21 protein-coding genes are annotated in these 21,266 nt (G+C 73.8%); 3 read left to right on the forward strand and 18 right to left on the reverse strand.

The features are described from left to right. Positions 1–49: 49 nt before the first annotated feature. From ASG36_RS14700 to ASG36_RS14775, 16 genes are all read right to left on the reverse strand, one after another. Complete coding sequence (locus ASG36_RS14700) at positions 50–370, reverse strand: DUF2469 domain-containing protein (protein ID WP_055765407.1); 321 nt, start codon at positions 368–370, stop codon at positions 50–52. Beyond that, positions 367–1,128, reverse strand: coding sequence for a ribonuclease HII (locus tag ASG36_RS14705; protein ID WP_055765409.1), 762 nt, complete (start codon positions 1,126–1,128; stop codon positions 367–369). The genes ASG36_RS14700 and ASG36_RS14705 overlap by 4 nt, the downstream gene beginning before the upstream one ends. 146 nt (positions 1,129–1,274) lie before the next feature. Further along, positions 1,275–1,997 carry a response regulator transcription factor gene (locus ASG36_RS14710; RefSeq protein WP_055765412.1) on the reverse strand — a complete coding sequence of 241 codons (723 nt, stop codon included), beginning with the start codon at positions 1,995–1,997 and terminating at the stop codon, positions 1,275–1,277. Positions 1,998–2,176: 179 nt separating this feature from the next. Next, a complete protein-coding gene (gene lepB, locus ASG36_RS14715; RefSeq protein ID WP_055765415.1) occupies positions 2,177–3,214 on the reverse strand; it encodes a signal peptidase I in 1,038 nt (345 codons plus the stop codon). 98 nt (positions 3,215–3,312) lie between these two features. Further along, positions 3,313–3,669 (reverse strand): 50S ribosomal protein L19, encoded by a 357-nt coding sequence (rplS, locus tag ASG36_RS14720; protein ID WP_055765419.1) that lies wholly within the window; start codon positions 3,667–3,669, stop codon positions 3,313–3,315. Between the two features lie 170 nt (positions 3,670–3,839). Then, on the reverse strand, positions 3,840–4,334 hold the full coding sequence (locus ASG36_RS14725; protein WP_055765422.1) for an NUDIX hydrolase: 495 nt from the start codon (positions 4,332–4,334) through the stop codon (positions 3,840–3,842). Beyond that, complete coding sequence (gene trmD / locus ASG36_RS14730; RefSeq protein WP_055765426.1) at positions 4,331–5,068, reverse strand: tRNA (guanosine(37)-N1)-methyltransferase TrmD; 738 nt, start codon at positions 5,066–5,068, stop codon at positions 4,331–4,333. The genes ASG36_RS14725 and trmD overlap by 4 nt, the downstream gene beginning before the upstream one ends. Next, entirely contained in the window at positions 5,065–5,580 is a 516-nt protein-coding gene (gene rimM, locus ASG36_RS14735; RefSeq protein WP_055765430.1) for a ribosome maturation factor RimM, read from the reverse strand. Before rimM ends, trmD begins: the two co-directional genes overlap by 4 nt. Before the next feature lie 53 nt (positions 5,581–5,633). Continuing rightward, positions 5,634–5,870: an RNA-binding protein gene (locus tag ASG36_RS14740; protein ID WP_055765433.1), complete on the reverse strand. Its 237-nt coding sequence runs from the start codon at positions 5,868–5,870 to the stop codon at positions 5,634–5,636. A 3-nt stretch (positions 5,871–5,873) separates the two neighbouring features. Next, entirely contained in the window at positions 5,874–6,335 is a 462-nt protein-coding gene (rpsP, locus tag ASG36_RS14745; protein ID WP_055765437.1) for a 30S ribosomal protein S16, read from the reverse strand. Positions 6,336–6,631: 296 nt separating this feature from the next. Further along, a complete protein-coding gene (locus tag ASG36_RS14750) occupies positions 6,632–8,368 on the reverse strand; it encodes a proline--tRNA ligase (protein WP_235495049.1) in 1,737 nt (578 codons plus the stop codon). 49 nt (positions 8,369–8,417) lie between these two features. Further along, positions 8,418–9,491, reverse strand: a complete 1,074-nt coding sequence (locus tag ASG36_RS14755; RefSeq protein WP_235495051.1) for an amidohydrolase family protein — start codon at positions 9,489–9,491, stop codon at positions 8,418–8,420. Positions 9,492–9,496: 5 nt separating this feature from the next. Beyond that, positions 9,497–11,020, reverse strand: coding sequence for a signal recognition particle protein (gene ffh, locus ASG36_RS14760; protein ID WP_055765443.1), 1,524 nt, complete (start codon positions 11,018–11,020; stop codon positions 9,497–9,499). A gap of 85 nt (positions 11,021–11,105) precedes the next feature. Then, positions 11,106–13,469: a [protein-PII] uridylyltransferase gene (locus ASG36_RS14765; protein WP_235495053.1), complete on the reverse strand. Its 2,364-nt coding sequence runs from the start codon at positions 13,467–13,469 to the stop codon at positions 11,106–11,108. A 123-nt stretch (positions 13,470–13,592) separates the two neighbouring features. Next, complete coding sequence (locus tag ASG36_RS14770; RefSeq protein ID WP_055765447.1) at positions 13,593–13,931, reverse strand: P-II family nitrogen regulator; 339 nt, start codon at positions 13,929–13,931, stop codon at positions 13,593–13,595. Continuing rightward, a complete protein-coding gene (locus ASG36_RS14775; RefSeq protein ID WP_082523168.1) occupies positions 13,928–15,268 on the reverse strand; it encodes an ammonium transporter in 1,341 nt (446 codons plus the stop codon). Before ASG36_RS14775 ends, ASG36_RS14770 begins: the two co-directional genes overlap by 4 nt. Positions 15,269–15,539: 271 nt before the next feature. On the opposite strand from ASG36_RS14775, the gene ASG36_RS14780 reads away from it, so the two are divergent. Further along, positions 15,540–16,658, forward strand: coding sequence for a HoxN/HupN/NixA family nickel/cobalt transporter (locus ASG36_RS14780; RefSeq protein WP_055765450.1), 1,119 nt, complete (start codon positions 15,540–15,542; stop codon positions 16,656–16,658). On the opposite strand, the gene ftsY is transcribed toward ASG36_RS14780, so the two are convergent. Further along, positions 16,655–17,851, reverse strand: a complete 1,197-nt coding sequence (gene ftsY, locus ASG36_RS14785) for a signal recognition particle-docking protein FtsY (protein WP_055765453.1) — start codon at positions 17,849–17,851, stop codon at positions 16,655–16,657. The two genes, ASG36_RS14780 and ftsY, sit on opposite strands and share 4 nt — an antisense overlap. 60 nt (positions 17,852–17,911) lie before the next feature. Here ftsY and ASG36_RS14790 point away from each other — a divergent pair, with 60 nt between their 5' ends. Then, on the forward strand, positions 17,912–19,549 hold the full coding sequence (locus tag ASG36_RS14790; protein ID WP_055765456.1) for an alkaline phosphatase D family protein: 1,638 nt from the start codon (positions 17,912–17,914) through the stop codon (positions 19,547–19,549). 1 nt (position 19,550) lies between these two features. On the opposite strand, the gene ASG36_RS14795 is transcribed toward ASG36_RS14790, so the two are convergent. After that, the gene (locus tag ASG36_RS14795) at positions 19,551–20,447 is read right to left on the reverse strand and encodes an NAD(P)-dependent oxidoreductase (protein ID WP_055765460.1); all 897 of its coding nucleotides are present in this window, start codon (positions 20,445–20,447) and stop codon (positions 19,551–19,553) included. A 33-nt stretch (positions 20,448–20,480) separates the two neighbouring features. Between ASG36_RS14795 and ASG36_RS14800 the strand changes: the two genes are divergently transcribed. Further along, a complete protein-coding gene (locus ASG36_RS14800; RefSeq protein ID WP_055765463.1) occupies positions 20,481–21,263 on the forward strand; it encodes an endonuclease/exonuclease/phosphatase family protein in 783 nt (260 codons plus the stop codon). Positions 21,264–21,266: the final 3 nt, after the last annotated feature.

A 21,266-nucleotide genomic window follows, 5' to 3' on the forward strand; every position in this document is an offset into this window, starting at 1 on the left:
CCGGTGTGGACGACGGCGGGCACGGCGGCCGCCGGTGTGCTCCTCCGGGTCAGGTGATGGTCGGGGTGTCGGGCAGCTCGAGGTCGGGCTTGTCGAGCTCCTCGACGTTGACGTCCTTGAACGTCACCACGCGGACGTTCTTGACGAACCGGGCCGGGCGGTACATGTCCCACACCCAGGCGTCGGACAGCTTCAGCTCGAAGTAGACCTCACCGGCGGCGTCACGGACCTGCAGGTCCACGCTGTTGGCCAGGTAGAACCGTCGCTCGGTCTCCACGACGTAGGAGAACTGGCGGACGATGTCCTTGTACTCGCGATAGAGCTGCAGCTCCATCTCGGTCTCGTACTTCTCGAGGTCCTCGGTGCTCATCGCAGGGTCTCCACGGGCGTCGGGGACGGGGGCACGGCGCCATCATCGTCCATCCCCGCACCGGCGGGCACCGCAGCACCGCGGGCGGCGTGCGCGTCGCGGGCGCGGGCGACGTTGACGAAGCGGGACCGGTGCTCGGGGCAGGGCCCGTGCCGGTCCAGCGCGGCGGTGTGCAGGTCGGTGGTGTAGCCCTTGTGGACGTCGAAGTCGTAGGCGGGGAACCGGTGGTGCAGGTCGACCATCATCCGGTCCCGGGTGACCTTGGCCAGCACCGATGCCGCCGCCACGCAGGCCGCCACCCGGTCGCCCTTCCACACCGCGAGGGTGGGCTGGGCCAGCCCTGCCACCGGGAAGCCGTCGGTGAGCACGTAGTCCGGGGTCACCGACAGCGTGGACACCGAGCGGCGCAGCGCCTCGATGTTGGTGACGTGCATCCCCCGCTCGTCGAGCTCGGCGACGTCGATGACGACCACCGACCAGGCGACCGCGCGGGCGACGACCTCGGCGTAGACCCGTTCGCGGGTGGCCGGGGTGAGCAGCTTGGAGTCCGCCAGGCCCGGCACCCTGCCCCGGCGGCCGGCGGGGAGCACGCAGGCGGCGGCGACGAGCGGGCCGGCGCAGGCACCGCGGCCGGCCTCGTCGGCCCCGGCGATGGTGGTGAACCCGCGTCGGCGCAGCGAGCCCTCCATCGACCACAGCGCATCGGGGCGGTCGGAGGCGGCGTTCCGGCGGGTGGGTGTCGCGGTCGGTGCGGCCATCGCCGCCGACCCTACGTCGCCGGCAGGAGCCGGTGGGCAGACCCCGGACGTGCCACGAGCCGGCCCCTGGGGAACGGGGCCGGCTCGTGGACTGGGTGCGTGCGGGTCGCCGAGGAGGCGGACGGCCCGTGCGCACGGTCAGGTGGTCAGACGGCGGCGGGTGCGTCCACGTCGGCGGTGGAGAGGACGTGGCTGCCGCACGCGCAGCCCGGGTTGCGGGCCGAGAGCACCAGGGAGACCGCGTGGGCCCGGTCGCGGGCACCCAGCTTGCGCAGGATGGCCTTGACGTGGGACTTCACGGTGTCCTCGCTGATGAACAGGTTGCGCCCGATGGCGCGGTTGCTCTGGCCCTGGATGAGCTCGTCGAGCACGTCGGACTCCCGGCGCGTCAGCGGCACCGAGGGGGTGAGCTCCTTGACCGCAGGCACCGAGGCGGCCTCGGTGCGGCGGATCTGCGGGTCGACGACGGTGCGGCCGGCACGGGCGGCGAGCACGGCCCAGCCGAGCAGGGTGGGCGAGGTGTTCATGAGCAGGTAGCCCCGGACGCCGGCGGCGAGCGCCTCGTTGACGACCGCCGGGTCCTCCGAGGTGGCCAGCGCGACGATGGCGACGCGGGGGAAGCGGCGACGCAGGTCGCGGCAGGCGTTGAGGGTGGCGGCCCGGCCGGCACCCAGTTCCACGACGACGGCGTCGGGGCGGGCGGACTCGACCAGGGTCAGGGCCCGGCGGGGCTCCCCCGGTGTCCCGACCGCCTGCATGCCGGCCGTCTCGTTGATCATGCTGATCAGCCCTCGGCGCAGGACCGGGGCGTCAGCGAGGAGGAGCACGCGGGTGACGCCGCGGGTGGTGCTGACCGTGGGGCTGGACATTGTCTTACTCTCCGTTCGAAGCCGGTGACTCTCAGCTTTCTCATCGACCGGGTGAACGAAGTACTTGAACAACTTCCGCACATGACTTTGCGCGACGCGCCCAGATCATGCCGAACGACATGTCGACACGGTCCGGTGAGGCTGTCTGCGACACGGTGTGTCGGCTGGACAGCGCCCCCTCATTCCTCCCGGAGACGACCGGGTCGGGTGCGCGGAGCCGGCCGGATGCGCCGCCAGCCGGTGCCCGGGGGACGACGGGACGGGCCGCTCGCCCGGGCCCGCCGGGACCGTCGCCGGCGCCGGGCCGCGGTGACCGGGACGGCCCCGACCAGCCCCAGCAGCAGCGGGGCCACGGCGACGACGTCGGCCTGCACGCCCTGGACGGCGGGCCCGGCAGCCTGCTGCTGCGGCTGGATGTCCGGGCTGTCCAGCAGCGAGATCCGGTCCAACGGCCAGACGATCACCGAGGCCTTGCCGATGACGTCGTCCACTGCGACGGTGCCGGCGTACTGGTCCCCGACGTGCACGCGGGAGTCCGCCGAGGCCGACCGGTGGTCGCCCATCACCCACAGCCGGCCCTCGGGCACGGTCACCGGGCCGAAGGCGCGGGACTCCAACGGGGTGTTCTCGTATATGTAGGGCTCGTCGAGCGGCTCGCCGTCCACGGTGATCCGGCCCTGCTCGTCGCAGCACTGCACGGTCTGTCCGCCGGTGGCGATGACCCGCTTGACGTAGTCGTCTTCGCTCGGCGGCGCCACGCCGATCGCCCGCCCCAGGAACAGCAGGGCCGAGGTGACCGGGTTGCTGGGCTCGGCGACCTGCACCTCGGGGGTCCAGGTGTCCGGGCCCTGGAAGACCACGATGTCCCCGGGCTGCGGGTCGGAGAACCAGTACGGGGGCTTGGTCACCAGCACGCGGTCACCGGTGCACCCGGTGCAGCCGTGCAGCGTGGTCTCCATGGAGCCCGAGGGGATGAAGAAGGCCTGCACGAGGAACGTCTTCACCAGCAGCGCGAGCACGAAGGCCACGACCAGGAGCACGGGCAGCTCTCGCAGGAGCGAGCCCTTCTTCTTCTCGGCGTCCCGGTCGCGGCGTCGGGCCCGGCGGGAGAAGCGGCCGACGGCCACGGCATCGCCGCTCTGGTCCCCGCCCTCGGCCCGGTGGGCGGCGCCGGACTCGTCGGCGTCGGCGGGCCCCGTGGGCCGGTCGGTGCTCATCGGCGTCAGCGTACGTTCCGCGCCCGGAGGCCCCGGAGACGCAGCACGGCCCGGCTGCGTGTCGCAGCCGGGCCGTGCTGGTGGAGCTGGGGAGTGCGTCAGCGGGAGACGACGTCCCGCTTCTCCTTGATCTTGGCGGCCTTGCCGCGCAGGTCGCGGAGGTAGTACAGCTTCGCCCGGCGGACGTCACCGCGGGTGAGGACCTCGATCTGCTCGACCACGGGGGTGTGCACCGGGAAGGTGCGCTCCACGCCGACGCCGAAGCTGACCTTGCGCACGGTGAAGGTCTCGCGGATGCCGCCACCCTGGCGACGGATGACCGCGCCCTGGAAGACCTGGATGCGCGAGCGGGTGCCCTCGATGACCCGCACGTGCACCTTCACGGTGTCCCCGGGGCGGAAGTCGGGGATGTCGTTGCGCAACGACTCGGCGTCGAGGGCGTCCAGGGTGTTCATCGCAGCAGTCCTCAGTCCTAGCGGTGTCGGTACTCGGGCTGCGCTCACGCGGTGGGCGCAGCAGTCCCGGCGGGTGTCCTGCCGGGAGGCCGCGCTCGATGTCCGAGCGGCGGCAGCAGCCCCCTACTGTGCCACAGCAGGGATCCCGGTGACGCACCGGCTCTGTGATCTCAGGCGTCGACGACCCGGGGCGGCCCGGACCAGGGTTCGGTGAGCAGCTGGGGCAGCAGGCCGGCGAGCTCCCGCGGGGCGAAGGCGACGTCCCCGGCAGCCACCTCGTCGGCCGACCACCAGCGGTGCGGCTCGTCGCCGAGCAGCTCCAGTGCCGTCCGGCCGCCGGCGTCGACCTCGTGGACGACGTCCCGGAGCACGAAGAACGTCTCCCGGCTGTCGATCTCGCGACCGCCGAACTCCCCGACGTGCCGACGGAGCCAGACCGGCCCCTCGAGGACGGCGGGGTCGACGACGAGTCCGACCTCCTCGGCGAGCTCCCGGGCCGCGGCGACCCTCAGGGACTCCCCGTCCTCCACTCCCCCGCCGGGGGTGTACCAGAACAGCACGTCGCCGGGCGGGGTGTCCGGGCCGGTCAGCCGGGCGCCCAGGAGCAGCACCCGGTGGTCCGGGGAGAGCACGAGCACCCGGGCGGTCGGCCGGACCCAGCTCACGCGTCGGCGTCCAGCGCCGCCCGGTCGGCGGGGGTCAGCTCCACCGCGGCCAGCAGGTCCGGACGGCGGTCGGCGGTCCGGCGCAGCGACTCGGCCCGCCGCCAGCGGGCGATGGCGGCGTGGTCGCCGGACAGCAGCACGGGCGGCACGTCGTGGCCCTCCCAGGAGGCGGGCCGGGTGTAGCTGGGGCCCTCGAGGAGGCCGTCGGCGTGCGAGTCGAACTCGACGGACTCGGCGTTGCCGACCACCCCGGGGATCAGCCGGGTGACGGCCTCGACCATGACCAGGACGGCGGACTCACCGCCGGCGAGCACGTAATCCCCGATCGAGACCTCGGAGACCGGGCCGTCGTCGGCGGCGCGGTCGGCGACCCGCTGGTCGATGCCCTCGTACCGGCCGCAGGCGAAGACCAGCCCGGGCTCGGTGGCCCACTGCGCGGCGACGGCCTGGGTGAAGGGCCGGCCGGCCGGCGTCGGGACGACGAGCCGGGTGCCCGGGGGGCGCACCTCGGCCAGCGCGCGGCCCCACGGCTCGGGGCGCAGGACCATGCCGGGCCCCCCGCCGTACGGGGAGTCGTCGACGGTGCGGTGCACGTCGTCGGTCCACCGGCGCAGGTCGTGCACGCCGACGGAGACCAGCCCGCGGGCGGCGGCCTTGCCCAGCAGCGACTGCCCCAGCGGGGCGAGGTACTCGGGGAAGATCGTGACCACGTCGACCCGGAAGGGGGCGCTCACAGCTCGAGCAGGCCCTCGGGCGGGGTGATCACCGCGTGGCCGGCGGCGACGTCCACGGTCGGCACGATCGCCGCGACGAACGGGACGAGCAGCTCCGAGGCCCCGGGACGCCGGACGACGAGCAGCTCGGTGCCCTCGTGCCGCACCCCGGTGACGGTGCCGACGACGGTGCCGTCGGTGAGCTGGACGGTGAGACCGACCAGCTGGTGGTCGTAGAAGGAGTCGGGGTCCTCGAGCTCGGGGAGGTCGGCGACCTCGACCACGAGCAGGGTGTTGCGGACGGCGTCGGCGGCCTCGCGGTCGGTCAGCTCGACGCCGTCGGGTCCGGCCAGCCGGAGCAGCAGCGTGCCGGAGTGCCAGCGCAGGCCGGTGACGGTCAGCGGGCCGCGCTCGGCCGGCTCGGTCCGCAGCGTCGTCCCGGCGGCGAACCGCAGGTCCGGGTCGTCGGTGCGCACGTCGACGGTGACCTCACCACGGACACCGTGGGGTCGGCCGATGCGGCCGACCACCACGGTGTCCGGGGGTGCGCTGTGAGGCTGGGAGCCCGTCGGACGCGGGGTGGTGCTCAGCGCCCGTCGGTGTCGACGACGTCGACCCGCAGGCCGCGCCCCCCGACACCGGTCATGACCTGGCGGAGGGCCTTGGCGGTGCGTCCGCCGCGGCCGATGACCTTGCCGAGGTCCTCGGGGGCGACCCGGACCTCGAGGGTCTTGCCACGACGACCGTTGACCAGGTCGACCGCGACGTCGTCGGGGTTGTCGACGATGCCCTTGACCAGGTGCTCGAGCGCTTCTTCGAGCACGACTTACTCGGCGGCAGGCGTCTCGGCGGCGGTGTCGCCGGCGGGCGCGGTGTCGTCAGCGGGCTTCTCGTCGGCCTTGGGAGCGGCCTTCTTCTTCGGGGTGGTCGCACCGGCGGCCGGCTCGTCGGCGGCAGCGCGGGCGGCCTCCTCGTAAGCGGCCTTCTTGTCCGGCTTGGGCTCGGCGACGCGCATGGGGGCCGGAGCCGGCTCGCCCTTGAACTTCTGCCAGTCACCGGTCACCCGCAGGATGGCGGCGACGGCCTCGGTCGGTTGGGCGCCGACACCGAGCCAGTAGGCGGCGCGCTCGGCGTCGACCTCGATGAAGGAGGGGTCCTCCTTGGGGTGGTACTTGCCGATGGTCTCGATGGACCGGCCGTCCCGCTTGGTGCGGGCGTCGGCGACGACGATGCGGTAGTAGGGCGCGCGCATCTTGCCGAGACGCATGAGCTTGATCTTGGTGGCCACGGTGTGTGGTGTGCTCCTCGTACGAGATCGTGGGTGCCCGCCCGGAGGACGCGTGGGGATACGCCTGGGCGGTGCGATGGACACGGACGACGACGGTGAGAGGGCCGCCTGCCGACGTGTTCGACCGCTCATCATGCCAGACGACGAGGGAGCCCCGGGTCGCCCGCCCCCAGGCCCACGGCACCCCCGGCGTCGATCAGCTCCGACGAGCAGCGTGCGTCCTCAGCCACCGGGGTCGGTGGAGGAGGACGCACGGTGGTCGTCCCAGCTGATCGACGCCGGGGTGGGCGGGGCGGTTACGCCCGGACGGCGGCCAGCACCGCGGCGGCGGCACCGTCCACCGGGATCTCCTGGCGGTCCCCGGTGGCCCGGTCGCGCAGCTCGAGGACGCCGTCGACCAGGCCGCGGCCGACGGTGACGATGGTCGGCATCCCGAGCAGCTCGGCGTCCTTGAACTTCACGCCGGGGCTGACCTTCGGCCGGTCGTCGTACAGCACGGTGAGCCCGGCGGCGACGAGCTCCTCGGACAACGCCTGGGCGGCCTCGAAGACCGCGGCGTCCTTGCCGGTGGCGACCACGTGCACGTCGGCCGGGGCGATCGCCCGCGGCCAGACCAGGCCGAGCTCGTCGTGCAGCGACTCGGCGATGGCGGCGACGGCGCGGGAGACCCCGATGCCGTAGGAGCCCATCGTGACGGTGACGAGCTTGCCGTTCTCGTCGAGGACCTTGAGGTCGAGGGCCTCGGCGTACTTGCGGCCGAGCTGGAACACGTGGCCCATCTCGACGCCGCGGGCGAGCTCCAGCGGGCCGGAGCCGTCGGGCGCGGGGTCGCCGGCGCGCACCTCGGCGGCCTCGACGACGCCGTCCCAGGTGAAGTCCCGGCCGGCGACGAGGTCGAACACGTGCTTGCCGGCCTCGTTGGCGCCGGTGATCCAGGCGGTGCCCGGGACGACGCGGGGGTCGACCAGGTACCGGATGCCCGAGGCGGAGTCGCTGCCCAGCACCTGCGGCCCGATGTAGCCCTTGACCAGTGCCGGGTTGCCGGCGAAGTCGGTGAAGGGCTCGACCTCGGCGGGGGCGACCTGGGCCTCCAGGCGCTTGGTGTCGACGTCCCGGTCACCGGGCAGGCCGATGACGACGGGCTCGAGGGTGCCGTCGGGGTGCCGCAGGGTCACCACGACGTTCTTCAGGGTGTGCGCCGCGGTGTACCCGGCGTCGGGGAACCGCTCGGTCGCCACGGCCACCAGGGTGTCGATGGTCGGGGTGTCGGGGGTGTCCTCGACGTGCGCGGCCGGCAGGCCCTCGAGCGGGACGGAGTCGGGGACGACGGTGGTGACCGCCTCGACGTTGGCCGCGTAGCCGCCGGCCGAGCGGACGAAGGTGTCCTCACCGACCGGGGTCGGGTGCAGGAACTCCTCGGAGCGGGAGCCGCCCATCGCCCCCGAGGTGGCCGACACGATCACGACCTCCAGGCCCAGCCGGTCGAACACCCGGGTGTAGGCCTCGCGGTGCGCGGCGTAGGAGCGCTCCAGCCCGGCGTCGGAGACGTCGAAGCTGTAGCTGTCCTTCATCACGAACTCGCGGGTGCGGAACAGCCCGGCCCGGGGCCGCGCCTCGTCCCGGTACTTGGTCTGGATCTGGTACAGCGAGACCGGGAGGTCCTTGTAGGAGCCGTAGAGGTCCTTCACCAGGAGGGTGAACATCTCCTCGTGGGTGGGCCCGAGGAGGAAGTCCGCGCCCTTGCGGTCCTGCAGCCGGAAGAGGTTGTCGCCGTACTCGGTCCAGCGGCCGGTGCGCTCGTAGGGCTCGCGGGGCAGCAGCGCCGGGAAGTGGACCTCCTGGGCGCCCATCGCGTCCATCTCCTCGCGGACGATCCGCTCCACGTTGCGGAACACCCGCCAGCCCAGCGGCAGCCAGGTGAAGCCACCGGGCGCCGAGCGGCGGATGTATCCGCCGCGGGCCAGCAGCCGGTGGCTGGGCACCTCGGCGTCGGCGGGGTCGTCGCGCAGCGTGCGCAGGAACAGGGAGGACATCCGGAGGAGCACGACCGGAGTCTCCCAGGCGCCCCCGAACGGGTTTCGATCAGGCGACGACGCGGCCGCGCAGCACGGTCAGCTGCGGTCGCTGCAGCACGTCGAGGTCGGCGCGCGGGTCGGCGTCGTAGACGACCAGGTCGGCGGGGGCGCCCTCGACCAGGCCCGGCAGGCCCAGCCACTCCCGGGCCGCCCAGGAACCGGCGGCCAGCGCGGCCTCGGCGGGCAGGCCCGCGGTCTGCAGCGCCCGGATCTCGTCGGCGATGACCCCGTGGTCGATGCCGCCCCCGGCGTCGGTGCCGGCGAACACCGGCACCCCCGCCTCGTACGCGGCCCGCACGACGGCGCCGGACGAGGCGTACAGCCGCCGCATCGTGGAGGCGTAGGCGGGGAACTTGGCCTGCCCGGCCTCGGCGAAGCCGGGGAAGTTCTCCACGTTCACCAGCGTGGGGACGACGGCGGTGCCGCGGGCCGCCATCTCGGCGACCAGGTCCTCGGTGAGGCCGGTGCCGTGCTCGATGCAGTCGATGCCCGCGGCGATCAGGTCGGGCAGCGCGTCGGTGCCGAAGGCGTGCGCGGTGACCCGGGCGCCCTCCTCGTGGGCGGCGGCGATCGCGGCGACGAGCGCCTCGGCCGGCCACAGCGGGCCCAGGTCGCCGGCGCCGCGGTCGATCCAGTCCCCCACCAGCTTGACCCAGCCGTCCCCGGCGCGGGCCTGGGTGCGCACCTCGGCGACCAGGTCCGCCGGCTCCACCTCGACGCCGAGCCCGGGGAGGTAGCGGCGGGGGCGGGCGACGTGGCGGCCGGCCCGCAGGATGCGCGGGAGGTCCTCGTCGTCGTCCAGGGCCCGGGTGTCGACCGGGGACCCGCAGTCGCGCAGCAGCAGCACCCCGGCGTCCCGCTCGGTGACCGCCTGGGCCCGGGCGTCGGCCAGGTCGGTCAGGTGCCCGCCCCCGCGCGCGATGCCGACGTGGCAGTGCGCGTCGACCAGGCCGGGCAGCACGAACCCGCCGCGGGAGACCGTCTCGGCCCCGGGGACGCGCTCGAACGTGATCCGACCGTCCCGCACCCACAGGTCGCGCTGCTCGCCCTCGGGCAGCAGCACCCCCGACAGGTGCAGCACGGCGGTCAGCGGTCCTTGAACTGGCTGAAGTCCAGCTTGCTGAGGTCCGGCACGCCCTGGCCCGGGGGCAGCCCGGGGATGCCGCCCGGCAGACCCCCGCCCGCCCCGCCGCCGCCGATCGCCCGGCGGGCGGGGGCCTTCTTGCCCTTCTTGCCCTTGCGGGCCGCCGCCTGCTGCTGGCGACCACGGGCCTTCTTCGACATCGGGCCCATGCCGGGCATGCCCATGCTGCCGGCCATCTGGCCCATCATCTTCTGGGCCTGGACGAAGCGCTCCAGCAGCGAGTTCACCTCGGTGACCGTGACCCCGGAGCCGTTGGCGATCCGGACCCGGCGCGAGGCGTTGATGATCTTCGGGGTGACCCGCTCCCCCGGGGTCATCGACCGGATGATCGCCGCGGTGCGGTCGAGGTCGCGGTCGTCGACCTGCTTGAGCTGCTCCTTCATCGCCCCGGCCCCGGGCAGCATGCCCAGCAGGTTGGCGATCGGGCCCATCTTGCGGATGGCCAGCATCTGCTCGAGGAAGTCCTCGAGGGTGAAGCCCTCGCGGCTGGCCAGCTTGCCGGCCATGGCCTCGGCCTGGTCGGCGTCGAAGGCCTGTTCGGCCTGCTCGATGAGGGTGAGGACGTCGCCCATGCCGAGGATGCGCGAGGCCATCCGCTCGGGGTGGAAGACGTCGAAGTCGGTGAGCTTCTCACCGGTCGAGGCGAACATGATCGGCTGGCCGGTCACGCCCCGGACGCTCAGCGCGGCACCACCGCGGGCGTCGCCGTCGAGCTTGGTGAGCACGACGCCGGAGAACCCGACGCCCTCCTGGAAGGCGATCGCGGTGGTGACGGCGTCCTGGCCGATCATCGCGTCGACGACGAACAGCGTCTCGTCGGGCTGGACGGCGTCCCGGATGCCGGCGGCCTGGGCCATCAGCTCGGCGTCGATGCCCAGGCGACCGGCGGTGTCGACGACGACGACGTCGTGCATGGTGCGGCGGGCGTGCTCGATGGACTCCCGGGCCACGGCGACCGGATCACCGACGCCGTTGCCCGGCTGCGGGGCGTAGACGTCCACCCCGGCCTGCCCCGCGACGATGGACAGCTGGTTCACCGCGTTGGGGCGCTGCAGGTCGCAGGCCACCAGCAGCGGGGTGTGGCCCTGGGCCTTGAGCCAGCGGCCCAGCTTGCCGGCCAGGGTGGTCTTGCCGGCGCCCTGGAGGCCGGCCAGCATGATCACCGTCGGGGAGTTCTTGGCGTAGCGGATCCGCCGGGTCTCCCCGCCGAGGACGCCGACGAGCTCCTCGTTGACGATCTTGATGATCTGCTGGGCCGGGTTCAGCGCCTGGCTGACCTCGGCGCCGCGGGCCCGGTCCTTGACCGAGGTGATGAACGTGCGGACCACCGGCAGCGCGACGTCGGCCTCGAGCAGCGCGATCCGGATCTCCCGGGCGGTGGCGTCGATGTCGGCGTCGGAGAGCCGGCCCTTGCCACGCAGCCCGGTGAAGACCGCTTCGAGCCGGTCGGAGAGGGTCTCGAACACAACACGTCCTCACGCAGGTGGATCAGGGGTGGGCGGGCCGACTCGCGGCGCGACCGGTGCCCAGCGTATCGACCGCGGGGCGCGCTCAGCGGGGCACGGGATCCGGGGCGACCCCGGCCGCGGCGGCGAGCAGGGCCTGCTCGGCCCGGGAGCGCTGGTCGGCGTCCACCGGGGTGCCGGAGGGGTCGGCCAGGTAGAACGCGTCCACCGCGTCGGCCCCGAGCGTCTCCACGGTCGCCGAGGTGACGTCCAGCCCCTCGGCGGCCAGGGCCGCGGTGAGCCGGTAGAGCAACCCGGCCCGGTCGGCGGCGCGCACCTCCACCAGGCTCGCCGCGGCGCCGGTGGCCTCGGCGTCGAACCAGGCCACCCGCGGCGGGGCGCCCCGCTTCCCGTCCTGGCTGTAGTCCTTCTCCCGCTGCGCCAGCCGGTCGGCCAACGGCAGGCTGCCCTCGAGGGCCGCGCGCACCGAGTCAGCCAGGATCTCGGGCACCGGGGCCCGCCCGAACCGCGGCCGGACGGCGAAGACCGCCGTGGTGTGCCCGCCCTCGACGGTCACCCGGGCGGCCCGGACGTCGAGCTGGTTGAGCGCCAGCACCCCCGAGCACAGGCTGAACAGGCCCGGCCGGTCCGGCGCCCCGAAGGTGACCTGCTGCCCGTCGGGCACGTCCTCGATGCCGACGGTGACCGGCTGGGTCTGCCCGGGGATGGCCGGGGCGGGGGCGGTGGCCTGCGGGTCGCTGGGCTCCAGCACCGGCTCGGGCACGGTGGTGCTGCCCAGCCGTGCCGCCACCCGGCCGACCAGGGCGGCGACCAGGTGGGCCTTCCACGGCGACCAGGCCGACGTCGAGGTGGCCGCACCGTCGGCCTGGGCCAGGGCGTGCAGCAGCTGCAGCAGCGCGGGGTCGGCGCCGATGGCGTCCACCACCCGGTCGATGGTCGCCGGGTCGTCGATGTCGCGGTGGGTGGCCACGTCGGGCAGCAGCAGGTGGCAGCGCACCATCGCCACCAGCACGTCGACGTCGTCGGGGGTGAAGCCCATCCGGGTCGCGGTCTCCCGGATCACGACCACGCCGACGTCGGTGTGGTCACCCGGCCAGCCCTTGCCGATGTCGTGCAGCAGCGCACCGACCAGCAGCAGGTCGGGCCGGTCGACGTCGCGGGTCAGCTCGGCGGCGGCCGCCGCGGCCTCCACGAGGTGCCGGTCGACGGTGAACCGGTGCCAGGGGTGGCGCTGGGGCAGGGACCGCACCCGGTCCCACTCCGGCAGCATCCGGGACAGCAGCCCCTCCTGGTCCAGCTGCTCGATCACCGGGACGGCGCTGCGCCCGCTGGCCAGCAGCCGCAGGAAGGACCAGCGCACCTCCGAGGGCCAGGGCTCGGGCAACGGCGGGGCGTGCACGGCGAGCACCTTGAGCGTGTACGGGGAGAGCAGCAGGTCCGCGCGCGCGGCGGCGGCGGCCCCGCGGAGCACCAGCCCGGCGTCCACGGCGGGGCGGGCGTCCCGGGCCAGCACCACCTCGTCGCCCTGCCGGACGACGCCCTCGGCCAGCGGCTCGCGGCGGACCCGGCGGTAGCGGGTGCGCGGACGCCGGACCAGGGCGGCCTCGACCCGGCGCCAGGTCTCGTCGGCGACGAAGGCCAGCCGTCGTCCGGCCAGGCTGACCTGCCGGAGCAGCACGTCGTCGTCGGCGAGACCCAGGGCCTCGGCGACCCCGCGCTGCTCCTGGCGCACCAGCACGTCCGAGGCGCGGCGGGTGCGCCGGCGCAGCTCGTCGCGGACGTCGACCAGGAACGCGTAGGCCTCCCCCGCGTCGGCGGGGGGCTCGTCGACCAGCTGGGCGGTGGACAGCGCGCGGAGCACCTGCCCCTCGCGCAGGCCGCCGTAGGCCTCCTTGAGGTCGGGCTCGAGCAGGAAGCCCAGCTCCCCCACGGTGCGCACCCGGCCGCGGCGGATGTCGCGGAGCTCGGGCAGCAGCCGGGCGGCGTGCTGCCGCCAGCCGGCCAGCGTGGCGGTGCGCAGCCGGGCCGACAGCTCGGCGTCCCCCGCGACGTGCCGGACGTCGAGCAGCCCCAGCCCGGCCTTCACGTCGGTGCCGGCGACCTGCACGGCCTCGGCGACGGTGCGCACGGAGTGGTCCAGCTTGTGGCCGGCGTCCCAGACGGGGTACCAGAGCGCATCGGCGACGGCGCCGATCTCGGCGCGCCCGTCGTGCACCAGGACGAGGTCGAGGTCGCCGTACGGGGCGGGCTCGCGGCGCCCCAGGCTGCCGACGGCGACGAGGGAGACCCCGGTGCCGGCCGGCGCGGGGGTCTGGCCGCGGCGGGCCTTCGGTGCCGGTGCGCCGGCCAGGGCGGCGGCGAGCAGCTCGCCCAGCCAGGTGTCGAGGGCGGCGACCCGCTCGGGGCGGCCGAGCTCGGCCAGCGTCACGGGGTCCGGGGAGTCGGGCACGCAGGGCACCTTCCACGAGGGCGGCGACGGCGCCGCGGTCGGGTGGGGGGAGGGCGGGAACGGCGTCGGCCGGGGTGGTGGGCGGACCCACCACCCCGGCCGACGTCGACGGGGCGGGAACGACTACAGGGCGTCGGCCCCGCGCTCGCCGGTACGGACCCGGACGATCTCGTCGATCGTGGTCACCCACACCTTGCCGTCACCGATCTGGCCGGTGCTGGCGGACTCGACGACCGCGTCCACCACCCGGGCGGCGTCGGTCTCGCCGACGACGACCTCGATGCGCACCTTGGGGACGAAGTCCACCTGGTACTCCGCACCGCGGTAGACCTCGGTGTGCCCGCGCTGCCGGCCGAAGCCCTGCACCTCGGAGACGGTGAGGCCGGCGATGCCGATCAGCTCGAGGGCGTTCTTGACGTCGTCGAGCTTGAACGGCTTGACGATCGCGGTGATCAGCTTCATGAGTGGGAACCCTCCACGGTCTTGGCCGTCGTCGCCTGGTGCAGGGCCGAACCGCTGCCGCCGCTCAGGCTGGTGAAGTCGTAGCCGGACTCGGCGTGCACGACGTTGTCGATGCCGGCGACCTCGTCCTCCTCGGTGATCCGGAAGCCCATCGTCTTCTCGATGATCAGGCCGATCACGTAGGTGAGGACGAAGGAGACCACGAGGACGGCGAGGGCGCCGACGACCTGGCGCCACAGCTGGTCGACGCTGCCGCCGAAGACCAGCGACTCGACACCGGCGGGGGCGTCGGGGTCGGCGACGAAGCCGATGGCAATGGTGCCCCAGAGGCCGCCGACGAGGTGCACGCCGACGACGTCGAGGGAGTCGTCGTAGCCGAAGCGGTACTTCAGGCCGACGGCCAGGGCGCAGAGCACACCGGCCAGGACGCCGATGATGATCGCCCCGATCGGCGAGACCGCGGAACAGGCCGGGGTGATCGCGACCAGACCGGCGACGACGCCGGAGGCGCCACCGAGGGAGGTCGAGTGGCCGTCGCGGATCTTCTCCGTCAGCAGCCAGCCCAGGACGGCGGCACCGGTGGCGACCAGGGTGTTGACCCAGACCACCGCGGCGGTGTTGTTGGCGGCCAGGGCGGAGCCGGCGTTGAAGCCGAACCAGCCGAACCACAGCAGCCCGGCGCCGATCATGACCAGCGGCAGGTTGTGCGGGCGCATGGCCTCCCGGCCGAAGCCGCGACGCTTGCCCAGCACCAGGGCCAGGGCGAGGCCAGCGGCACCGGCGTTGATGTGCACCGCGGTGCCACCGGCGAAGTCGACGGCGGCGAGGTTGTTGGCGATCCAGCCACCGACGTGGGTGACCGTGCCGTCCTCGTCGGTCAGGGTGAAGTCGAAGACCCAGTGCGCGATCGGGAAGTAGACGACGGTCGCCCAGACGCCGGCGAACACCATCCAGGCACCGAACTTGGCGCGGTCGGCGATGGCACCGGAGATCAGCGCGACGGTGATGATCGCGAAGACGGCCTGGAAGCCGACGAACGCCATGACCGGGTAGCCGCCGGCGTCGGTGGTGACGTCCTCCATGAGGCCCGCGAGCCCGAAGAACTCGGTGGGGTCACCCAGCAGGCCGGCGCCGACGTCGTTGCCGAAGGCGAACGAGTAGCCGTAGAGCACCCAGAGCACGCTGATCAGCGCTGCGGCTCCGAAGCTCATCATCATCATGTTGAGGACGCTCTTCGCGCGGACCATGCCGCCGTAGAAGAGCGCGAGTCCTGGGGTCATCAGCAGCACGAGGGCCGCGCTGGTGAGGATCCAGGCTGTGTCGCCGGTGTTGACCACGGCAACCTCCTGATCAGGGGTCGTCGGCCATCGGCCGCGTCGGGAGCCCGGGAGGGCGGGGGGTGGTGTGAGGGACACCGTGCCGAGGTCGTGTTCCGACGACGGTCCGCACGTGTTTCGGGACCGTGAACACCGGTCCGCGTGTCGGCCCCCGGTGTTCCGGTCGTGTTGCCGACCACCCGGGTGTGTCGACCGCCACCCACCCGGCTGTGCGTGGGGCCCTTGTTGCGAACCCTGTGCAGATGCGAGTGCGTCGCACTACGCTCCCGCCGTGACCACGGCCACCGCACACCCCGCCCCCACCGACGCGCCGACGCGGTTCACCCGGGAGGACCGCCGCAGCATCGCGGCGATGTCCGGCGTCGTCCTCGTGCTGCACGTGGTCGGCTGCGGCGTGCTGCTGCTGGCCGTGGTGCCGCGTGGCTTCGAGCTCGGCGGCGGCTCGGTGCTCGGGGTGGGCGTCGGCCTCACCGCCTACCTGCTCGGCGTCCGGCACGCCTTCGACGCCGACCACATCGCCTCGATCGACAACACCACCCGCAAGCTCGTGGGCGAGGGCCGCTCGGCGGTCAGCACCGGGTTCTGGTTCTCCCTGGGCCACTCCACCGTCGTCGTGGTGGCCTCGGCCCTGCTGGCGCTCGGGGTGCGCTCGGTCGCCGGTGTCGTGACGAACGGCGAGTCGGGCACCGCGCAGACCCTCGGCCTGGTCGGCACGCTGGTCGCCGGCACCTTCCTGCTCGTCATCGGCGCGATGAACCTGGTCTCGGTGGTGGGCATCGCGCGGGTGTTCCGCCGGATGCGCACCGGGGACTACGACGAGGCCCAGCTCGAGCACCACCTGCACACCCGTGGGTTCCTGGCGCGCCTGCTGGGCCGGGTGACGCGGCGGGTGACCAAGCCGTGGCACCTCTACCCGGTGGGCCTGCTCATGGGCCTGGGCTTCGACACCGCCACCCAGGTGGCCCTGCTCGTGCTCGCGGCGGGATCGGCGGCGTTCGTGCTGCCCTGGTACGCGATCCTCGTCCTGCCGGTGCTCTTCATGGCCGGCATGAGCCTGTTCGACACCGCCGACGGCGTGCTGATGACCCGGGCCTACGGCTGGGCGATGGTCCGCCCGGTGCGGAAGGTCTACTACAACCTCACGGTCACCGTGCTGTCGGTGGTCATCGCCCTGGTGGTCGGCCTGCTGGTCCTCGCCGGGCTGGTCGTGGAGCGCGTGGGCGTCGAGACCGGCCCGCTGGCCTGGATCGCCTCGCTGGACCTGGAGTACGTCGGCTTCGCCATCGTCGGGCTGTTCGTGCTCACCTGGCTGATCGCCCTGGCGATCTGGCGCTTCGGGCGCATCGAGGAGCGCTGGGAGCGCAGCGCCGCCCCGTCGCCGGCGAGCTAGTTCCCCACCAGGGCCTCGGCGAAGGCGCGCGGCTCGAAGGGCGCCAGGTCGTCGGCGCCCTCGCCCAGCCCGATCAGCTTCACCGGGATGCCGAGCTCGCGCTGCACCGCGACCACGATGCCGCCCTTGGCGGTGCCGTCGAGCTTGGTGAGCACGATGCCGGTGACGGTGACCGCCTCGGTGAACACCCGGGCCTGGACGACGCCGTTCTGACCGGTGGTGGCGTCGAGCACCAGCAGCACCTCGTCGACCGGGCTCTGCTTCTCCACGACCCGCTTGACCTTGCCCAGCTCGTCCATCAGGCCGCTCTTGGTGTGCAGTCGCCCGGCGGTGTCGACCAGCACGGCGTCGACGCCGGCGTCCCGGCCGGTCTTCACGGCCTCGAAGGCCACCGACGCCGGGTCGCCGCCCTCGCGGCCGCGCACGGTGGGGACGCCGACCCGCTCGCCCCAGGTCTCGAGCTGGTCGGCGGCCGCGGCCCGGAAGGTGTCGGCGGCACCGAGGACGACGCTCTTGCCGTCGCCCACCAGGACGCGGGCGATCTTGCCGCAGGTGGTGGTCTTGCCGGCGCCGTTCACGCCCACCACGAGCAGGACGGCGGGGCGGTCGGTGACCGTGTCGGTGGCCAGCGTGCGGTCCATGTCCGGGCCGAGGACGGCGGTCAGCTCGCGCACCAGCAGCTCGCGCAGCGCGCCGCCGTCGCCGGTGGCCAGCACGAGGGACTGGGTGCGCAGCCGGTCGACGATCTGGGTGGTGGCGGCCAGGCCGACGTCGGCGGCCAGCAGGGTCTCCTCGACCTCCTCCCAGTCGTCCTCGGTCAGCTTCTCCCGGGCCAGCACGGTGAGCAGGCCGCGGCCCAGCGAGGACTGCGAGCGGGCCAGCCGGGAGCGCAGCCGGACGAGCCGGCCGGCCGAGGGGGGCGGGGTGTCGAAGACCAGACCGGGCTCGGGCTCGGCCGGGGGCAGGTCGGCCGGCGGGAGCAGGTCGTCGTCCACCGGCGGTGCCGTGGTGGGACGGGGAGGTGCGGTCGTGACCGCGGTCGAGCCGGTACCGGGACGCGGGCGGGTCAGCGTGGTGCCGGACGCGGCGTCGTCGTCGAGCCGGGCGGTGCGGCGGCCCCGGCCGACGAGCAGGCCCACCCCGGCCAGCAGGGCGATGACGACGATCGCGACGGCGATCAGCACGAACTCCATGACAGGAGTCTCCCAGCCGGGCCTGGGCGGGACACGGGACGGTGCGGGAGGGTGGAGGGCGTGCCGGAATCCGCTCGCCTGCTGCTCGGCCCGCTGCTGCGCCACGTCGACCCGGTGTCGGCGACCGTCTGGGTGGAGACCACGGCCCCGTGCACGGTCCGGGTGCTCAACGCCCAGGCGCGCACCTTCTGCGTGGCCGGTCACCACTACGCCCTGGTCGTGATCGAGGGACTGGAGCCCGGGAGCACGACGCCCTACGACGTGAGCCTGGACGGCGTGCCGGTGTGGCCGCCGCGGCACAGCTCGTTCCCGCCGAGCCGGATCCGCACCCCCGGCCGGCCGGGCCCCTTCCGGATCGCCTTCGGCTCCTGCCGCTACGCCTCACCGGCCGCCGTCGACGTGCGGGACGGGATCGCCCCGGACGCGCTGGACTCCTACGCCGTGCAGCTCGCCGATCTGCCCGAGGACCAGTGGCCCGACGCCCTGGTGCTCCTCGGCGACCAGGTCTACGCCGACGAGACCACCCCGGCCACGCAGGCCTGGCTGGCCCGGCGCCGCGACCTGTCGGAGGCGCCCGGGGTCCAGGTCGCGGACTTCGAGGAGTACACCCGGCTGTACCGGGAGTCCTGGGGCGACCCCGAGGTCCGGTGGCTGCTCTCCACGATCCCGTCCTCGATGATCTTCGACGACCACGAGATGATCGACGACTGGAACACCTCGGCCGCCTGGCGCGACTCCGTGGTCGACCAGCCGTGGTGGCGCACCCGGATCACCGGCGGGCTGACCAGCTACTTCGTCTACCAGCACCTGGGCAACCTCAGCCCGGCCGAGCTGGCCGACAACGCGACCTGGCAGGCGATGCAGGGGCAGGAGGACGCCGAGCCGCTGCTCCGGGAGATGGCCGAGGGCGCCGACGGCGACCCGACCGCCTTCCGCTGGAGCTACGTGCGGCACTGGGACCACGTCCGGCTGGTGATGGTGGACAGCCGGGCCGGCCGGGTGCTGGCCGAGACCGACCGGCAGATCCTCGACGACGTCGAGTTCGGCTGGGTGGAGTCCGCGCTGGCCCGGGCCTCGGCCGACGGGGTGGACCACGTGCTGGTCGGCACGTCGCTGCCCTGGTTGCTCCCGCACGCCATCCACGACATCGAGCGGTGGGACGAGACCCTGGCCCTCCGGCACCACCGCCGTCCCCTGGGCCGGGCCGCGGAGAAGCTGCGCCAGGCCGCCGACCTCGAGCACTGGGCCGCGTTCGGCGCCTCCTTCGAGCGGCTGGGCGCCGCGCTGGTGGCCCTGGCCCGCGGCGAGCACGGGAAGCCGCCGGCGACCGCGCTGGTGCTGTCCGGCGACGTGCACCACGCCTACGCCGCCGAGCTCACGCGGCCCGGTGACCTGACCAGCCGGGTGCACCAGCTGACGGTCTCCCCGCTGCACAACAAGGCACCGCACGCCATCGAGATCGGCTTCCGCGTGGGCTGGAGCCGCTGGGCCCGCGCGCTGACCGGCTCGATCACCCGGCTGGCCCGGGTGCCGCGGACCGGCCTGGTCTGGGAGAAGCAGGCCGGTCCGTTCTTCGGCAACGAGCTCGGCGAACTGGTGCTCGACGGCGCCGACGCCCGGTTCCGGCTCTGGGCCACCAGCCGGGACGACGACGGCACCCCCCGGTTCACCCGGGTGCTGGACACCGAGCTGTCCTGAGTCAGGCCCTCGGGTCGGCCAGCACGTCGCGCCAGGAGTGCTGCGGCTGGTAACCCAGCATCGTGCGGGCCTTCTCGATCGAGTAGAAGGTCTCGTGCGGGCCCATCTCGCGGCGCAGCTCGACACCCTCGTAGAACTGCGCCCGGAGCTCGTCGGTGGTCGCGGCCACCGAGGTGTCGGCGTTGGCGACGTTGAACACCTGGTAGCCCAGCCCGTCGGTCTGCAGGCACCGCTCGACCACCTGACCGAGGTCCCGGGTGTCGATGTAGGCGAACACGTTGCGCCGCCGCAGCGCGGGGTCGGTGAGGAAGTCGGGGAACAGCTCCTCGTACTCGTGCGGCTCGATGACGTTGTTGATCCGCAGGCCGTAGACGTCGGCCCCGGTGCGGGCCTGGAAGGACCGTGCGGTCACCTCCCCGGCGACCTTGCTCATCGCGTAGGAGTCCTCGGGCACGGTCGGGTGCTCCTCGTCGACCGGCACGTACAGCGGCTTCCGCTCGCCCTGGGCGAAGCAGATGCCGTACGTGGTCTCCGAGGAGGCGAAGACCACCTTCGGGATGCCGAGGCGGGTGGCGGCCTCCAGCACGTTGTAGGTGCTCAGGGTGTTGGTGGCGTAGGTGGTGCCGTCGGCGGCGAGCATGATCGCCGGTACGGCGGCGAAGTGGACGACGGCGTCGTAGGCGGGCACGGCCGGCAGGTCCAGCTCGGCCGGTCGCGCCACGCCCGCCAGCGCGGAGTACGTCTGGCCGAGGTCGGTGAGGTCGACGCGCAGGTCGACGATGCCGTCGTGGCGCAGCGGGGTGAGGTCGGCGTTGGTGACGTCGTGGCCCTGCTCGGCGAGGTACGGGGCCACGTGGTGGCCGGCCTTGCCGGTGCCACCGGTGAAGAAGATGCGCATGGCCCCATGGTCGGGGATGGGAGTCTGGTCGGCATGGACGGAGCCGACGGCAGGACCGCTCTGCGGCTGGTCACCTTCAACACCCACCACGGCGTCGGGGACGACGGCCGGCACGACCTGGCCCGGATCGCTGCGCTGCTGCACGACACCGACGCCGACGTGATCTGCCTGCAGGAGGTCGACCGGCACTTCGGTGACCGGAGCAAGACCGTCGACCAGGCCGCCGTGCTCGCCGAGGGGCTGGGGCGGTCCCTGGCCTGGGGCCCGGCGATCGACCGGGACGGGCCCACCCGGGACGCGCCCCGCCGGCAGTACGGCAACGCCGTGCTGTCCCGGCTGCCGATGGTCGACGACTCGGTGCACCGCCTGCCCGGGGACGGCGAACCGCGGGCCGCGGTGCGCGCGGTGCTCGGCGTGGGCGACCGGACGCTGACCGTGGTGGCCACCCACCTGTCCAGCGGCTCCATGCGCGAGCGGGCCGCGCAGGCCACCGCGCTGGTCGACCTGCTGCCCGGGCCAGGCTCGGCGTCCCTGGTGGTCGGCGACCTGAACGCGACGGCCGGCGCCCCCGAGCTCGTGCCGCTGCGCACCCGGCTCGCCGACGCCTGGCAGCAGGCCGGCAGCCGGGGCGACCAGGCCCGGGGCTGGCAGCTCTGGAAGCGCGACCAGGGCCTGACCCACCCCGCCCGCCGTCCCCGGGTGCGGATCGACCAGGTCTGGGTCTCCCCCGAGGTGCGGGTCACCGCGGCCCGGGTGCTCGACGGCTCGGCGTGCTCGGACCACCATCCCCTGCAGGTCGACGTCGTCGTCGGCTGACCC

Source organism: Geodermatophilus sp. Leaf369 (assembly GCF_001424455.1).
Classification (GTDB): Bacteria; Actinomycetota; Actinomycetes; order Mycobacteriales; family Geodermatophilaceae; genus Klenkia.

Coding starts and splice junctions, on each gene's coding strand:
- ASG36_RS14700 (WP_055765407.1), bottom strand. CDS start 370: ATGAGCACCGAGGACCTCGAGAAGTACGAGACCGAGATGGAGCTGCAG.
- ASG36_RS14705 (WP_055765409.1), bottom strand. CDS start 1,128: ATGGCCGCACCGACCGCGACACCCACCCGCCGGAACGCCGCCTCCGAC.
- ASG36_RS14710 (WP_055765412.1), bottom strand. CDS start 1,997: ATGTCCAGCCCCACGGTCAGCACCACCCGCGGCGTCACCCGCGTGCTC.
- lepB (WP_055765415.1), bottom strand. CDS start 3,214: ATGAGCACCGACCGGCCCACGGGGCCCGCCGACGCCGACGAGTCCGGC.
- rplS (WP_055765419.1), bottom strand. CDS start 3,669: ATGAACACCCTGGACGCCCTCGACGCCGAGTCGTTGCGCAACGACATC.
- ASG36_RS14750 (WP_235495049.1), bottom strand. CDS start 8,368: ATGTCCTCCCTGTTCCTGCGCACGCTGCGCGACGACCCCGCCGACGCC.
- ASG36_RS14770 (WP_055765447.1), bottom strand. CDS start 13,931: ATGAAGCTGATCACCGCGATCGTCAAGCCGTTCAAGCTCGACGACGTC.
- ftsY (WP_055765453.1), bottom strand. CDS start 17,851: ATGGAGTTCGTGCTGATCGCCGTCGCGATCGTCGTCATCGCCCTGCTG.
- ASG36_RS14795 (WP_055765460.1), bottom strand. CDS start 20,447: ATGCGCATCTTCTTCACCGGTGGCACCGGCAAGGCCGGCCACCACGTG.
- ASG36_RS14800 (WP_055765463.1), top strand. CDS start 20,481: ATGGACGGAGCCGACGGCAGGACCGCTCTGCGGCTGGTCACCTTCAAC.